Genomic DNA, 16827 nt, shown 5'->3' with positions numbered 1-16827 from the left:
TGTACCCTGTATTCAGAAAGATTTGTTCTTTTTCCAAACCCTTTTTCTGATACAATTAGTAAATTTCCATCTTCTTTTACAATATCCATACCAATTACTTCGTCTTCATTTGAGAGAGTAATTCCTTTAACTCCTCTTGCGTTTCTTCCGGTGCTTCTAACTTCTCTCTCATCAAATCTTATTGCAAGACCTTTTTTGGTAGCAAGAATTATGTTTTTTGAACCATCAGTCATGCTAACATTTATAAGTTCATCGCCATCTGTAAGATTTATGGCTACTATTCCTCTTTTCCTTTGTGATTTAAATTCATCTAATTTTGTCTTTTTCACAATACCTTTTCTTGTAGCAAAAAACAGATTATATCCCTTATCGAAATTTTTAATAGGTATAACAGCAGTCACAAATTCATCTGTTCCTAAATTAAGTAAATTTATGATAGCCATACCTCTTGCCTGTCTAGAAGTTTCGGGTATTTCATAAACTTTTAAATAATATACCCTACCTTTGTTGGTAAAAAACAAAATGTAATTATGTGTTGATGTTACAAAAAGATGTTCAACAAAATCATCTTCCCTTGTTTTAATACCGCTACTACCTCGACCACCACGCCTTTGACTCCTGTATGAAGTCAAAGGAACTCTTTTAATATAACCTCTATGGGTTAAAATTATAGTTACATCTTCATCTGCTATTAAATCTTCATCTTCAAGGTAAGATTCTTCTTGCGTTATCATTGTTTGTCTATTATCAGAAAATTTGTCTTTTATCTCAATTAACTCTTCTTTAACTATATTAAGAGTTTTATTTTCATCTGCAAGAATTGCTTTGTACTCTTTAATAGTTTCTAATAGCTCTTTATATTCGCTTTCAATCTTATCCCTTTCAAGACCTGTTAGCTTCTGAAGTCGCATATCCAGTATAGCCTGAGCTTGTTTTTCACTTAGTTTAAAGTTTTCCATTAGCCCGGTTCTAGCTTTTTCTACAGTTTCAGAATTTCTGATCAACTCAATAACGGCATCAATATGATCAAGGGCGATTCTTAAACCTTCTAAGATATGGGCCCTTGCTTCAGCTTTATCCAATAGATATTTTGTTCTTCTTATAATTACTTCTTTTTGAAATTCTATATAGCTATGTAATAGTTTCTTTAAACTTAAAACCTCAGGCTGTCCATCAACTAAAGCCAGCATATTCATACCAAATGATTGCTGTAACGTTGTAAATTTATATAGCTGGTTTAGAATTGTATGGGGTCTTGTTTCCTTTTTTAACTCAATAACTACTCTAAGACCACTGCGATCTGACTCATCCCTTAAATCACTTATTCCTTCTATTTTTTTGTCTCTAACTAATTCAGCAATGTTCTCGATTAGTTTAGCTTTATTTACCTGATAAGGAATTTCATAAATTACTATTTGATGTTTATTACCCTTAATTTCTTCTATTTCCGCTTTTGCTCTAATTTTTACTGTACCTTTACCTGTTTCGTATGCAGATCTAATCCCATCTTTTTCAAGAATTACCCCGCCAGTAGGAAAGTCAGGTCCTTTGATAGATTCCATAAGTTCATCCAATGAAATTTCAGGGTTATCAATCATTTTAACAATACCATCAATAACCTCACCCAAATTATGAGGAGGTATATTAGTAGCCATTCCAACAGCTATACCAGAAGAACCATTTACCAATAAATTTGGAAATCTTGCTGGTAAAACTTCTGGTTCTTTTAAAGATTCGTCAAAATTTAAAGCAAAATCTATAGTATCTTTATCAATATCTCTTAAAAGTTCTGTTGAAATTCTTTCCATTCTAACTTCTGTATACCTCATTGCTGCAGCTTTATCTCCATCTACAGAACCAAAATTACCATGCCCATCAACTAGAGGATAACGAGTGTTAAAATCCTGTGCCATTCTTACCATGGCATCATATACTGCTACATCTCCATGAGGATGATATTTACCTAGGACCTCACCTACGACCCTAGCTGATTTTTTATGAGATTTATCAGGTCCTAGCCCAAGATCGTACATAGCATACAAAATTCTTCTATGAACAGGCTTTAAGCCATCCCTGACATCCGGAATGGCTCTACTAACTATTACACTCATGGCATAATCAAGGAATGAACTTTTCATCTCTTGGTTTATATCAATAGGTACTATTTTACCGCTGTCGTATTCCATAAACTTTCCCTGCCTTTTAGATAAACTTTTTTAATAATAATCTACATGCAAACTTATACAAGATTATGTTGCAAAAATTCATATGAACAAAGTTTTGTTTTTAATTGCAATACATCTTGCATTATTTCGACTGCTGACGAACCTTAGATGTATCAATTAAAAACACTTTACTTATGTGAATAGAATTTTTGCACCAGAAATCATTATAAAACTTGTCATTTACACATCAAGATTCCTAACATCTTTTGCATTTGACTGGATAAATTCCCGCCTTGGATCAACTTTTTCGCCCATCAATATGGTAAATATTTTATCAGCCTCAATTGCATCTTCAAGAGTAACTTGAAGTGTTGTTCTTGTTTTTGGATTCATAGTTGTTTCCCATAGCTGGGTGGGATTCATCTCGCCCAAACCCTTATATCTTTGAAGGGAAATATTATCTCTACCATATTCATCTAGAAATTCTTCCAACTTACTTTCGTTAAAGATATAATGCTTTTCCTTTTTTCTCTTAACCAAATAAAGAGGAGGCTGGGCAATATATACATAGCCATTTTCAACTAGCGGTTTCATATATCTATAAAAAAATGTCAATAAAAGGGTTCTAATGTGTGCTCCATCCACATCAGCATCTGTCATTATAATGATTTTGTTATACCTGGCTTTTGTTATATCAAATTCATCACCAACACCGGTTCCAAGAGCTGTTACAATTGCTCTGATTTCATTGTTGTTAAGTATTTTATCAAGTCTTGCCTTTTCTACATTTAAAATTTTACCCCTTAAAGGTAAAATTGCCTGAAAATTTCTATCTCTACCCTGTTTAGCAGAACCTCCCGCTGAATCGCCCTCTACAATATATAACTCACTTTTAGAAGGGTCTTTCTCTATGCAATCTGCAAGCTTACCTGGAAGAGCTGTAACTTCAAGTGCATTTTTTCGCCTGGTTAACTCTCTTGCTTTTTTAGCTGCTTCTCTAGCCCTTGAAGCGTTAATAGCTTTATTTAATATTTTCTTAGCAACCGCAGGATTTTCTTCTAGATAAGCACCAAATTCCTCGTATAAAACTGTTTCTACGATTTTCCTCACATCGGCATTACCTAGTTTTGTTTTAGTCTGTCCTTCAAATTGTGGATCTGGAATTTTTACACTAATTAATGCTGTTAGACCTTCTCTAATGTCTTCACCATTAAGTTTTTCTCCATCTTTCAAAAAATTATGCTTTTTGGCGTACTCATTAACTGTTCTTGTTAAGGCAATCTTGAAACCAGACTCATGAGTTCCGCCTTCCTGTGTATTGATATTATTTACATAAGAATGTATATTTTCCATATAACCAGTATTATACTGCATAGATATTTCAACTACATAATCCTCTTTCTTCTGTTCTATAAAAACTGGAGGACTATGAAGAACCTCTTTATTATTATTTAAAAAAGTTACAAATGACTTTATACCGCCTTCATATCTATAAGTTTCTACCTTACCTTCGCTACCTCTGTTATCTTCAAATTGAATACTAATGCCCTTATTTAGAAAGGCAAGTTCTTGTAACCGTTTTTGAAGAACAGTATAATCATACTCTACTTCATCAAATATTCTTTCATCGGGCAAAAACTTAATTAAAGTTCCGGTTTGTTTAGTTTCCCCAACTTCTTTTAATTCTGTTACTGTTTTACCTCGTTCGTATCTCTGATAATATTTATAACCATTTCTGTATACCTCTACTTCTAACCACTCAGATAGTGCATTTACAACTGAAATGCCAACACCATGAAGACCGCCGGAAACCTTATAACCTTCACCATCGAATTTTCCGCCAGCATGCAAAACGGTCATAACAACTTCAACAGTTGGTTTTTTCTTTTTGGGGTGTTCATTAACAGGGATACCACGTCCATTATCTTCAACCCATACCACTCCACCTGATTCTAATCCTATCTTTATTTCATCACAATAACCAGCCATAGCTTCATCGATACTATTATCAACAACTTCATATATAAGATGATGAAGACCTCTAGAACCTGTAGAGCCAATGTACATACCTGGTCTTTTCCTTACAGCTTCTAAACCTTCTAATACCTGTATTTGTTTTTCATCATAATTATTGTCAATACTTCCTACTTTGTTTTCATCAGCCAATTATACTTCCCCCAGAGTTCTTCAAATTTTGTAATTTTTTTATTCCACATCATCTTCTTCAGCTTCTAACTGCTCTATATACAGATTATCTAATCTTTTTCTTAAAGTTGCAGAAGATATTGAGGAATAATACACATTTTCACTTGTCAATATAAAAGACTTCTCTTCTTCTTCATTTTTTTCTTTTATAAATCCTTCCTCGCTGGCAATCTGTAAAAATTCCTTAGTGCTGTTATTTTCCCTTATCTTGATATCAAAAATACCTACAATATCCTTAAGTGGAATAACTATATCTTCTCCTATATGGAGAAACAAAAAAATCACTCCTAATTTAATAATTTTTAATAATTTTTTCATATATCTTTTTATTTAAAGATTTTACCCATTTTTGCCAGGTAGAATTATCAATTTCATCAGGTTTTTTCCCAGATACAACAAAAACATATTTATTTAAACTATTTTTAAGCCATTTGTAATTTTCTTCTGTTTCTTTATCTTTAAAAGCAAAATAAGCTTTATAAACTTCATCAACAGCTTTATCCTTTATCTTTTTCTTGATTCTATTGTACTCTTGTGAAGTAAGATCATTATAATATTCTTCTAAATCCTTCCTACAAAGCCAAGGGGTATCCTCTAACATATCCATTATACTTTTCATTCTTTTTTTTGTAAAATAATTATAACAGATAAGACACATTTTGTTATAATTACTATACTCTTCTGGTTTTACATATCTTCCACATTCACCACAAATTAAAAAACCTAGATCCTTTCGTTTTTTCTTATATCTTATGTCTTTTTCTAAAATATTTTTTATTTTTAATTTTAACTGCTCATCCTCTATATTTCCCGAATCAACAGTGTTTTTTACCCAATTTTGTTCGCTTTTGTCTATAGTAATATAATCAAATGAATATTCCTCTTTGCTATCTAAGTTGCTTACTTTATTATAATCTTCATCCAAACTTCCAGGTACAAACTTTATATCTATACAAAATTTATAATTAAATTTCTTATTTACTTTTTTTATAATTTCCATTTTTTTAAAAGTTAGTTCCTGAACCCATAAGGGTGACGGACATACTATAAATATTATACCATTTTTTATTTTTCTTGGACGACAAATTTTATAAAGCTTACTCCCTACTATATTCTCCCAATTGTTGATCAAAAATTGCTCTTTTAGTTTTTCTCTTATACCAAGGCTAGATATTGTTTTATTTAGTGAATCTTTTAGAGGTTTCACGTATAGATCTCACCATCCTTAACTTTGAAAATCTGGGCAGAATTCAAAATTTCATTCATGAAATCTTCTTTTTTCGTTCCAGTAATAAATGTCTGTACCTTATTTTTTGATATTTCTAAAAGATGTCTTCTTCTTTTTACATCAAGTTCACTTAGTACATCATCAAGAAGTAATACTGGATATTCGCCTATTTCAGACTTAATTAACTCTAACTCAGCTATTTTGAGCGATAACACAATTGTTCTTATTTGACCTTGAGAACCAAATTTTTTGGCTTCTTTATTATTTATTTTAAACAAAAGATCATCTCTATGAGGCCCAATAGTTGTTATTTTCTTATAAACATCTTTATCTATTTGTTCTTTTTTCTGTAATAGATCTAAATAATAGAATTCTAAATCTTTATTATTCCCATTTCCATCACTTTCATCTAAATCTATAGTTGAAAGATAACTTAACTCCAAGACTTCTTGTCCTTCAGAAATTTTTCTAGAATTCAATTTTGATAATATACCCAATTTATGAATTATATCTTTTCTTTTAATTAAGATTTTTACACCATGTTCTGCTAACTGCTTGTCCCAGATATATAATTGATCTTTTAGGTTATTATAATTTTTGTAATTAATTGCTTTTTCTTTTAAAAACTTGTTTCTCTGTCTTAATGTTTTATTATAGTGATATAAATGATAAGCATAAGCATTATCGGTTTGAGAGATTTCTAAATTTAGAAATCTCCTTCTGTTTTCAGGAGATCCCTTGATTAACATTAAATCTTCAGGGCTAAACATTACTACATTTAAGCCCATTTTACTGAACTCATTTTTTTCTACTCCATTAATTTTAACTTTTTTATTATTATTTAAATTATAACCCAATTCTAATTTAACTTCTGTTGATTTTTTTATTATCTCACTCTTAAGATAAAATAAATCTCTATCCCATTTTATCAGCTCTTTAACATTTTGTGTTCTATGAGATTTTCCAGTAGCTAAATAATATATTGCTTCTAGTAGATTTGTTTTTCCTTCTGCATTATTGCCAAAAAAAAGATTTATTGGCTTTTCAAAAGACAAATCTAACTTTGAGTAATTGCGAAAATTATTAATAAGTATATTTTTTATATACAAAAAAATTCACTCCATTGAGGATTACTACTAACAGATATTAGTATTAACAGATCACTAAATCTAACTTTGATTCTAATGCAAAAAGTCATTTGAACAATGTTTTATTTTTAGATGTATCAATTAAAAACACTATACTTATGTGAATAGACTTTTTGCTACAGAATCAATTTTTCAATTAGTTATTTTAACTGTTTTAATCTCAGCCGAAATATTTTCATCTTCTAACTCTATTAAATCTCCAGGGTAAATTTTTCTGCCCCTTTTATCACATTTTTTGCCATTGATGTATACATCATTTTCTTTCAAAAAAAATTTTACTTCTCCACCTGTAGCAACTACATTTATTAGTTTTAGTAACTGGCCAAGTGTTATATATTCTTCTGAAATTTTAATTTCTTTAATTACCATCAACCCCTAATTATCTAGCAAGTTATTTTAGTTCCACCATACTACAAAAAGAGGAATCTACAGTTTGTCAGCATACTATAAGGAGTTTTGATTCGAATGAATCATGAATTTAGACAAATCCTATCAAACTTTGTATGCTGACAAACTATTTAAATACTTAAAGTGCCCTAACAGGCAAAATCAAATGCCAGTAAGATAATTCTTCTTTTGTCTTTAACATTAGAGGGCTATATGCCCCAGAAAATTCTAGATTTACACTATCTTGTTCTAATGTTTTTAATACATCAATCATAAACTTTGCATTTAAAGCAATATTTAAATTATCCCCTTCTTTATTGATTTTTAATTCTTCTTCTAGTTTTCCCGTATGAGGTGAGTTTGAAGTTATTGTCAATTTTTCTTCTTCGACATTAAGTTTTATTATATTATTTGCTCCATCACTTGCTAATAAAGATGCCCTTTCCATAGCACTAAGTAGTTCCTTCTTATCAATAGAAGTTAGAGTTAAATAATTTTTAGGAATTACCTGCTCTAAATTTGGAAACTTCTCATCAATTAATTTACTGAATAATTTAACATCCTCTTTCTCACAAATTATATAGTTGTCACTTATAAAGAGTTTTATATGGCTCTCATCATCGTCAATTATCCTTGATATTTGAGTTAATGCTTTAAAAGGAACAATGTACTCACCTTCTATTTCATTATCGTTTATAATTTTTCCTTCTTTCCAGGCAAGTCTAAAACTATCAGTTGCAATCATATCTAACTTTTCTTCTTCAAATCTTAGTAAAATACCTGTAAAAGCTGGTTTGGTTTCATCTTTACTTACAGCAAAACTAGTTTGATTGATCATCTCTTTTAATATATTTTGAGGGATTGAAAATGTTTTTTCGCTGCTTATTTCAGGTAGACTTGGATATTCATTAGGATCTAAACCTTTTACCTCAAAATGAGCTTTACCACTTTTTATATCTACTGAAAAGTTATCATTATCAATTGCAAGTTCGATTTGTTCTTCCGGCAATTTTCTTATTATATCAATGAACTTAGAAGGCAGCACAATAGATTCAACAATTTCATCTTTATTATTTATCTTTAATTTATATTCAATACCCATTTCTAAATCATAAGTATTTATTATTAATTTTTCATTTTCTAAATGAATTAAAAACCCATCTAAATGTGGAATTGTGGTTTTTGAAGTAGTCCCCCTTTCAGTAATAAGTAAACCTTCAAGTAAATCAGATTTATTACAAGTAATTGTCATTTTATACACTCCTTTTTAATTCTTTTGTTTATTAGGTCTATATTTATAATAATTAAATAAAAACAGTAAAAGCAGTAATAAGGCTTGTTAATTTGTTTATAAGTCTAAAAAAATTAAGCATAAATAGGGGGGAAGATGTGGAGAAAATGTTTATTAAATGTTATAACTTGTCCACATATTAACTACCTTTACTTCTAATTGCGACTTATCCAAAATGTAAACACAAGAAAAGCACATGTTAATAAGATAAAATTCCACAAGTAAAATTTTTAAAAATATCAGCATCGATTATTGGTTATTTATGTGTTATATATTGCTATATGTCTTCTTTTTGTAGTAAATCTTTAACTTCCTTGATGGTCTGATCTAAGCGATTATCTTTTTCTAAATCCCTTGAAATTTTTTCATGAGCATGCATCACGGTTGTATGATCTCTTCCTCCAAAGTCTTCTCCTATTTTAGGAAGAGAATTTTCAGTTAACTCTCTGGCAAGATACATTGCTATCTGCCTTGGAAAAGCTACAGTTCTGGTTCTTTTTTTAGCTTTTAGGTCATCGACTTTTAATCCAAAATAATGCGCTACAGTCTTTTGAATGTTTTCTGTTGTTATTTGCTTCGGTTGTTGTTTGTTAGGCAAAATATCTTTGAGTGCTTCTTTAGCAGTTTCTGTAGTAATTTTTTTATTGGCTAGAGAGGAATATGCAATTACTCTAATTAACCCACCTTCTAATTCTCTAATATTCGTATCTATTTGATTTGCAATATAAACAATAACATCATTTGGAAGTTCTAATTTCTCTAAATGGGCTTTTTTTCTTAAGATAGCTATCCTAGTTTCTAAATCAGGGGCTTGTATATCTGTTATTAGTCCCCATTCAAATCTAGAACGAAGCCTATCTTCTAATGTAGGAATTTCTTTAGGTGGTCTATCACTTGAAATGATAATCTGTTTGTTATTTTCATGAAGGGAATTAAAAGTGTGGAAAAATTCTTCTTGTGTTTGTTCCTTTCCAGCTAAAAATTGTATATCATCAACTAATAATATATCAATGTTTCTGTATTTACTTCTAAACTGGGTGGTTTTGTTGTCTCTAATAGCATTGATAAATTCATTTGTAAATTTTTCAGAAGATATGTATACAACTCTTAACTCTGACATATGTTCTAGTACATAATGACCTATAGCATGCATTAAATGCGTTTTTCCAAGGCCTACTCCGCCATAAATAAATAAAGGATTATATGCTTTGGCAGGTGCTTCAGCTACAGCTAATGAAGCAGCGTGAGCAAACCTGTTGGCATTACCTATTACAAAACTGTCAAATGTATATTTTGGATTTAGCCAGGTATTATGTTGATTACTGATAACTACGTTATTATTAGAATTTTCTTCTTCAGTTTTTGAATTTTCTTCAGAATCTATTGTTTCTTCACCTGGAAGGATAAATTTAACTTTTAATTCTTTATTAGTTACTTTTTTTAAAGAATCTTTTATAGAATCTACATATCTAGTTTCGAGCCAATCCTTTGTGAAATCATTAGGAGCATTAATTGTAATTTTATTATCATCTATATTAACTGGTTCAGTAGGCTTTAACCAGGTTTCAAAGCTAGGTTCTCTTAATTTAGTTTTCATATCTTCTAGGGTCTCTTGCCAAACAGTATCTTTATCTAAATTTTTATCCATAAAAAATCCTCCTCCGGTTTTATTAGCAAAATAGAGAGGTATAATTAAATAATTAACAAAAAATCCACATGGGTCAAGGTATTCAGAAGAAATTAACATGGTTTAAACAATGTTTTGCACAAGGTTATCAACATGATGTGGATAAAGTTGGGGATAACTTAGGCTTGTGTAGTAAATAATAACAAAATATAATATACTAAGCAATATATAGTTTAGTAATATCCACAAAATAGGTCCGATTGTCCACAAAAAATCTATTAATTAAGTTTTTGTTTTCTTGAGTTTTCTTGACCGGTATATATATATAGGCTATAATTGTTATAGCATATTCACTGTAATAATTTTCTGAGTAATATTGGAGGTGCAATTAAATGAAGCGGACTTATCAGCCTAAAGTTAAAAAGAGAAAAAGAGTTCATGGATTTAGAAGTAGAATGAAAACTAGTACAGGTAGGAAAGTATTAAAGAACAGAAGAAGAAAAGGAAGAAAAAAGTTAAGCGTCTAAGACAATAAGGCCGCTATCTTGTGGCCTTTTACCTGTTTTATAGATATTTATACATATTAGATATTACATAACAAATTTATATATGTATTTTAATTATATGTTATTACGCATAAAATTAGGTGAATTTAATGAAAAGTACAAAAATAACTACACTAAAAAATAGTAAAGAATTTAGAGATGTATTAAACAATGGAAAATCTTATGTCACAAAAAATCTTGTTTTGTATGTAAAAAAGAATGAAAAAAATTATAATAGACTTGGAATAATAATTAGTAAAAAAGTTGGAAAAAGTGTAGTTAGAAACAGGATTAGGCGTTTGTTAAAAGAAGTATACAGAAAAGACGAAATATATTTAAAAAGCGGTTTCGATTTAGTTTTTATTGTTAGACATAGAGCTTATAATTTGGATTATAAAACAGCTTGTAAAGAATTTAATAAGCTTATAAAGAAAGCTAAATTAAATACTAATAGAAATTTTAATTAAAAAGTGAGTTTAGTGTAGATTAAGGCATATTTAATACAGTTCAAAGTTTTAATAAAAAGGAGAATATTAGGTTGATAAAGTTTTTTTTTATTTTATTAATTAGATTTTATAAATCCTGTGTTTCGCCTTTATTTCCTAATACATGTAGATTTTATCCTTCATGTTCATCATATGCTATGGAAGCAGTTATTAAATATGGGGTATTGAAGGGTTGTTTTTTATCTCTTAAAAGAATATTAAAATGTAACCCCTTTTTTTCAGGGGGATATGATCCTGTAGAATAATAAAGGAGGCAAATTATGTTTGACTGGTTCCAAGGTATAATCGATATTTTTGCTGAAATACTAGCATATTTTTATAATGTAACCGGAAATTATGGACTTGCAATAATAATATTAACTATAATCGTGCGGTTAATTACTTTTCCTCTAATGGCTAAGCAAATGAAATCCACAAAAAAAATGCAGAGTTTACAGCCAGAGCTTAAGAAAATTCAGGAAAAATATAAAGATGATAAAGAAACTCTAAATAAGAAAACTATGGAGTTGTGGCAGAAAAATAATGTGAATCCTATGGCTGGCTGTTTTCCTCTTATAATACAGATGCCTGTTTTACTTGCATTTTTTAGAACGCTACATCAAGATAGAATGGCTGATTTTGTGACGGATTATAATCCTTATTTATTCCAAGGAATGGAATTTTTGAATCTTAACTTACCTGATCCAATCTATATTTTACCTGTTTTAGCTGGTGCAACTACCTGGTTACATCAAAAGTTTACAATGGCTTCTAAATCATCGTCATCTTCAGGTAATCCTATGGCCTCCATGATGTATATAATGCCTATAATGCTAGTCGTTATTAGTGCAGGTTTACCCGCTGGATTACCTCTATATTTTGTTGTAGGTAATGTATTTTCTATGTTAATGCATGTGGCAATGGAAAAATTTAGTGGAGACGAAGAGGAGGCAGAGGAGGTAAAACAAAAATGAATTATGCAAAAGGAACTGGTAAGACGAAAGAGGAAGCTATTGAGGCTGGATTAAAGCAATTAGGTGCTAGCATTGAAGATGTCGAGGTAGAAGTTATAAGTGAAGCAAAAAGTGGTTTTTTGGGTATGATTGGTTCTAAACCTGCGGTTGTGGAGATTAGGAGAAAACCCGATCCAGATGTGATCGGTAGGGAGTTTTTGTTTGAACTCTTTACAAAAATGGATGTTCCTGTCGAGATAGAAGTAAAAGAAAAGGATAGTAATTTAGTAAATTTTGAATTGAAAGGTGAAAACATAGGAATTTTAATAGGTAAAAGAGGTCAAACACTAGATAGTATTCAATATTTAACAAACATTTATGTGAAAAGAAAGTGCGGGAATAACTCAAGAGTTGTATTAGATGCTGCCAGTTACAGAGAAAAAAGAAAGAAAACATTAGAACAATTAGCTGAAAACTTAGCTAAAAAGGTGAAAACTAAAAAGAGAAAAGTTAAGCTTGAACCAATGAATCGTTATGAGAGAAAAATAATTCATACTCGATTACAAGAATATCCCGATATAAAGACATATAGTGAAGGTGAAGAGCCTAATAGAAAAGTGGTAATAGATACGAAAAAATAACCGCCTAAATTACTTGGGCGGTTATTTAAACTATTAGCCTTATAGCGAGGTGTTACTTTTGGCTGAAGAAACGATAGCAGCTCTTGCTACTCCACCAGGAGAGGGAGGCATTGGTATAATTAGGATCAGTGGTTATAAAAGCTTTGATATTGCCAGGGAAATATTTTTAAGTAGTAGAAGAAATATTGATGAGATTAAAGATCGCTATTTATACCATGGATATATAAAAGATTTTTCTAATGACAAAGTTATAGATGAAGTTCTAATAGTTTTTATGAAAGCACCTTATACATATACAAGAGAAGATGTGGTGGAAATCAATTGCCATGGGGGGATAATTCCTGTTAAAGAAACACTAGAATTAATTTACTCCCATGGAGCAAGGCCAGCTGAACCTGGAGAGTTTACAAAAAGAGCTTTTTTAAATGGTAGGTTAGATTTGTCTCAGGCTGAAGGTGTAATAGATTTAATAACATCTAAAACTAATCTCTTGAAGGATGTTGCACTGCAGCAATTAAGGGGTTCATTAAAAGAAAAAGTAGAAAATCTTAGAGATGATTTGATGACAATTATGGCAAATTTAGAAGCAAAAATTGACTTTCCTGATGAAGATATTGAAGTTTTGAGTCAAGATGAATTGATGCAGATAGTCCAATCAAACCTGGAGGAAATAAAGAGATTAATATCAAGCTATGATAAAGGTAGGATAATTAAAGAAGGGATAAATACTATAATAGTTGGAAAACCAAATGTTGGAAAATCATCCCTTTTAAATATTTTACTTGGAGAAGACAGAGCTATTGTTACCGAAGTACCAGGAACTACAAGAGATACAATTGAAGAAGTTATAAACTTGGATGGTATACCATTAAAGATAGTAGATACCGCAGGCATAAGACAGACAGAAGATAAAGTAGAAAAAATAGGTGTTAATAAAACTAAATCTTTAGTTGAAAAAGCTGATTTAATTTTGATTGTTTTAGATAAGTCTAGGCCATTATCTAGTGAAGATTATGATATATTAAAGTTATGTGAAAATAAGACCGCTATTGTATTATTAAATAAATCTGATTTGAAATCAAGATTAGAAATAGATAAAATAAGAGAATATTTTAGTGAAAACAATATATTAAATATTTCAGCACTTGAAGCCTCAGGTATTGATAGATTAAAAGATTTGATTAACTTATTGGTTTTTGAAGGAACAGTATATCAGCAGGATAGTTTTGTTATAACTAATGTTAGGCAGTATAGTTCTCTAAAAAAAGTTGAAAAGGATTTGGAAAGTGCTCTAAATGCTTTTCAAAATTTACTAAGTGAAGATCTTATAAGTATAGATATAAAAAATGCTCTTGAAGCTTTAGGTGAAATTTCTGGAGATACTGTCTCTGATAATGTTATAGATGAGATATTTAGTAGATTTTGTATTGGCAAGTAATAAGGGGGCATGAAAAATGAGTTTTAAGGCAGGAGATTATGATGTAATTGTTATTGGAGCAGGCCATGCTGGATGTGAGGCAGGACTTTCAGCGGCTAGAATTGGCCTTTCTACTTTAATGATAACAATTAATATAGATCAGATAGCACTTATGCCCTGTAATCCTGCTATAGGGGGACCCGCTAAAGGACATATTGTTAGAGAAGTAGATGCCTTGGGGGGTGAAATGGGAAGAAATATTGATGAAACTGGAATCCAGTTCAGAATGTTAAATACAAGAAAAGGTCCAGCAGTACATGCATTAAGGGCACAAGCTGATAAGTATAGATATCAGGAAAGAATGAGAAGGATACTTGAAACTCAGGAAAATTTGACATTAAAGCAGGCAACTGTTGAAAACCTTATTGTTAAAGGAAATAATGTAAAAGGTGTAGTTACAGAAAGTGGCGCTGAATACTATTCTAAAGCGGTTATTATAACATCTGGAACTTATTTAAAAGGTAAGATTTTTTTAGGTGATGTTAGTTATGAAAGTGGCCCAAATGGGCAGCTTCCTGCAAATAAGTTATCTCAAAATTTAATTAATAATGGAATAGAATTAAGAAGATTTAAAACAGGAACACCTCCAAGAGTTTCTGGTAAGACTATAGATTTTAGTAAGATGATTGAACAACCAGGAGATGTGGATGTTGAATATTTTTCTTTTGATACGACACTTAAGAAAATAGAAGATCAGTTTTCATGTTGGTTAACTTATACAAATGAAAAAACTCATCAAATTATATATGATAACTTGCATAGATCACCATTAAAAGCTGGGGAAATAAAAGCTATTGGTCCGAGATATTGTCCTTCAATTGAAGATAAAATTGAAAGATTTTATGATAAACCAAAACATCAAGTTTTTCTAGAACCCGAAGGAGTAAATACTGACGAATATTATGTACAGGGAGTTTCTACTAGTTTACCAGAGGATGTTCAAGTTGAAATGTTAAAGACTATTCCTGGCCTAGAAAATGTTCAGATAATGAGACCTGGATATGCAATTGAATATGATTGTATAGTTCCAACACAGCTTTTTCCCACATTAGAGCATAAAGAAATAAGTAGTCTTTATTTTGCGGGACAAATTAATGGCACTAGTGGCTATGAAGAAGCTGCTGGCCAGGGTTTATTAGCTGGCATTAATGCTTCTCAAAAAGTATTAGAAAGAGAAGAATTAATAATTAAAAGAAGTGAAGGATATATTGGAGTTTTAATTGATGATTTAGTTACTAGAGGTACTGATGAACCTTATAGAATGCTCACTTCTAGGGCTGAATATAGGTTGATGTTAAGGCAGGATAATGCCGAACTTAGACTTATTGATAAGGGAAGGGAAGTTGGATTGATTGATGAAGAAAGGTATAATAAATTTTTATATTTTAAAGAACAAGTTGATAAAGAAATGGAAAGATTAAAAAATACCCGGGTTAAGGCAAGTGATGAAATAAATAAAATATTGTCAGAACATGGAAGTTCTACCATAAGTGAACCTACAAGTCTAGCAGAATTAATAAAAAGACCCGAATTGAATTATGATATTATTACCCAGCTAGAAGATAATGAAAACAGTCTTAGTAAGAACATAAAAAAGTCAGTCGAAATTCATTTAAAATATGAAGGGTATATAGCAAAACAAACAGAGCAGGTGGCAAGATTTGAAAAATTAGAAAATAAAAAGTTGCCACTAGATATTGATTATAAAGAAATTAATGGTTTATCTAAAGAAGGAACAGAAAAGTTGAATGATTTTAAGCCAGGTTCTGTAGGACAGGCAAGCAGGATACCTGGTGTAGATCCATCGGATATATCTGTATTGTTAGTATATTTAAAACAAAGAAGTAAAGGAGATAAGGTTAATAGTGAGTGATAACGATAGAGTAGTTAGAGAGTTATTAAGTCAAATAGGAATTGATAATGTTACCGGGATAATTGATAGCATAAAGGAATATACAAACATGATGTTGTATTGGAATGAAAAATTTAATATTACTTCTATTACTGAGTATGATGAAATATTAATCAAACATTTTATAGATTCTATAGCTGTACTTAATTTTTTTGATTTCAATAATAAAGAGGTAGTTGATGTTGGTACAGGTGCTGGATTTCCAGGAATTGCAATTCATTTAGTTTTTAATAACTTTAATTTGACATTAATTGAATCTAGAAAGAAAAAAGCCAACTTTTTAAGAAAAGTTATAAGCGAATTATCGTTACAGAATATTAATGTCATAGAAGATAGGGCAGAAAATATTGGTAAAAATAAATATTATAGAGAGAAATTTGATCTTTGCCTTAGTAGAGCAGTAGCTGAGCCAAATGTATTGTTAGAATTATGTTTACCGTTAGTTAAGATAGGTGGTTACTTAATTTCCTGGGAGAATAATAAGTCAAATGGTGTAGATGGCAATAAAAAAGAAAATGATAATGTAGGTAATAATGGAAGAGAATTAATTCTGGGTGGGAAGTTTATTGAAAGAATATATTATATTGATAATATAAAGTCAAGAGTTTCGTTAAATAATTTTAATATTGATGATAGTAGGTATTATGCTGTCTATAATAAAATAGATAGGGCTCCGCAAAAGTATCCCAGAAAACCAGGAATTCCCAAGAAACGTCCTATTTTATGAATTATTTTTTGTAGAAAATTTGTTGACTGATGTATT

Annotated in this window: 16 protein-coding genes (1 of these 16 cut by a window edge); 8 read left to right on the top strand and 8 right to left on the bottom strand. The window is 30.3% G+C overall.

Translation table 11 applies throughout. The features are described 5' to 3' along the window. From gyrA to dnaA, 8 genes are all read right to left on the bottom strand, one after another. Positions 1-2186: the 5' portion of a DNA gyrase subunit A gene (gene gyrA / locus ACONDI_RS14060; RefSeq protein ID WP_241079173.1), read on the bottom strand. The gene continues 256 nt to the left of window position 1, outside the view; only the first 2186 of its 2442 coding nucleotides appear in the window; its start codon is at positions 2184-2186; its stop codon lies off the left edge, out of view. A 219-nt stretch (positions 2187-2405) separates the two neighbouring features. Further along, the gene (gene gyrB, locus ACONDI_RS14055) at positions 2406-4331 is read right to left on the bottom strand and encodes a DNA topoisomerase (ATP-hydrolyzing) subunit B (RefSeq protein WP_241079172.1); all 1926 of its coding nucleotides are present in this window, start codon (positions 4329-4331) and stop codon (positions 2406-2408) included. Between the two features lie 39 nt (positions 4332-4370). After that, complete coding sequence (gene remB / locus ACONDI_RS14050) at positions 4371-4646, bottom strand: extracellular matrix regulator RemB (RefSeq protein WP_241079171.1); 276 nt, start codon at positions 4644-4646, stop codon at positions 4371-4373. Between the two features lie 16 nt (positions 4647-4662). Continuing rightward, positions 4663-5577, bottom strand: a complete 915-nt coding sequence (locus ACONDI_RS14045) for a DciA family protein (protein ID WP_241079170.1) — start codon at positions 5575-5577, stop codon at positions 4663-4665. Beyond that, the gene (gene recF / locus ACONDI_RS14040) at positions 5574-6707 is read right to left on the bottom strand and encodes a DNA replication/repair protein RecF (protein ID WP_241079169.1); all 1134 of its coding nucleotides are present in this window, start codon (positions 6705-6707) and stop codon (positions 5574-5576) included. Before recF ends, ACONDI_RS14045 begins: the two co-directional genes overlap by 4 nt. A gap of 171 nt (positions 6708-6878) precedes the next feature. Then, the gene (yaaA, locus tag ACONDI_RS14035; protein WP_241079168.1) at positions 6879-7115 is read right to left on the bottom strand and encodes a S4 domain-containing protein YaaA; all 237 of its coding nucleotides are present in this window, start codon (positions 7113-7115) and stop codon (positions 6879-6881) included. A 157-nt stretch (positions 7116-7272) separates the two neighbouring features. Beyond that, entirely contained in the window at positions 7273-8385 is a 1113-nt protein-coding gene (dnaN, locus tag ACONDI_RS14030; RefSeq protein WP_241079167.1) for a DNA polymerase III subunit beta, read from the bottom strand. Between the two features lie 316 nt (positions 8386-8701). Next, positions 8702-10072, bottom strand: a complete 1371-nt coding sequence (dnaA, locus tag ACONDI_RS14025) for a chromosomal replication initiator protein DnaA (RefSeq protein ID WP_241079166.1) — start codon at positions 10070-10072, stop codon at positions 8702-8704. 371 nt (positions 10073-10443) lie between these two features. Here dnaA and rpmH point away from each other — a divergent pair, with 371 nt between their 5' ends. The 8 genes from rpmH (at position 10444) to rsmG (ending at position 16791) form a co-directional block, all read left to right on the top strand. Next, positions 10444-10578, top strand: coding sequence for a 50S ribosomal protein L34 (gene rpmH / locus ACONDI_RS14020; RefSeq protein WP_241079165.1), 135 nt, complete (start codon positions 10444-10446; stop codon positions 10576-10578). Between the two features lie 128 nt (positions 10579-10706). Then, positions 10707-11063, top strand: a complete 357-nt coding sequence (rnpA, locus tag ACONDI_RS14015) for a ribonuclease P protein component (protein WP_241079164.1) — start codon at positions 10707-10709, stop codon at positions 11061-11063. A 74-nt stretch (positions 11064-11137) separates the two neighbouring features. Further along, positions 11138-11347: a membrane protein insertion efficiency factor YidD gene (gene yidD / locus ACONDI_RS14010; RefSeq protein WP_420848211.1), complete on the top strand. Its 210-nt coding sequence runs from the start codon at positions 11138-11140 to the stop codon at positions 11345-11347. Between the two features lie 15 nt (positions 11348-11362). Next, a complete protein-coding gene (locus tag ACONDI_RS14005; RefSeq protein WP_241079162.1) occupies positions 11363-12055 on the top strand; it encodes a YidC/Oxa1 family membrane protein insertase in 693 nt (230 codons plus the stop codon). Beyond that, complete coding sequence (gene jag / locus ACONDI_RS14000) at positions 12052-12675, top strand: RNA-binding cell elongation regulator Jag/EloR (protein ID WP_241079161.1); 624 nt, start codon at positions 12052-12054, stop codon at positions 12673-12675. Before ACONDI_RS14005 ends, jag begins: the two co-directional genes overlap by 4 nt. Positions 12676-12733: 58 nt before the next feature. After that, the gene (gene mnmE / locus ACONDI_RS13995; RefSeq protein WP_241079160.1) at positions 12734-14113 is read left to right on the top strand and encodes a tRNA uridine-5-carboxymethylaminomethyl(34) synthesis GTPase MnmE; all 1380 of its coding nucleotides are present in this window, start codon (positions 12734-12736) and stop codon (positions 14111-14113) included. Positions 14114-14129: 16 nt separating this feature from the next. Then, on the top strand, positions 14130-16025 hold the full coding sequence (gene mnmG / locus ACONDI_RS13990; RefSeq protein ID WP_241079159.1) for a tRNA uridine-5-carboxymethylaminomethyl(34) synthesis enzyme MnmG: 1896 nt from the start codon (positions 14130-14132) through the stop codon (positions 16023-16025). Further along, positions 16018-16791, top strand: coding sequence for a 16S rRNA (guanine(527)-N(7))-methyltransferase RsmG (gene rsmG / locus ACONDI_RS13985; RefSeq protein WP_241079158.1), 774 nt, complete (start codon positions 16018-16020; stop codon positions 16789-16791). The genes mnmG and rsmG overlap by 8 nt, the downstream gene beginning before the upstream one ends. Positions 16792-16827 lie beyond the last annotated feature (36 nt).

Origin of the sequence: Natranaerofaba carboxydovora, assembly GCF_022539405.1 — a bacterium.
Taxonomy (GTDB): Bacteria; Bacillota; Natranaerobiia; order Natranaerobiales; family Natranaerofabaceae; genus Natranaerofaba; species Natranaerofaba carboxydovora.
Note: the sequence above shows the minus strand (reverse complement) of the source record. Positions and strands in the feature narration are given on the sequence as shown.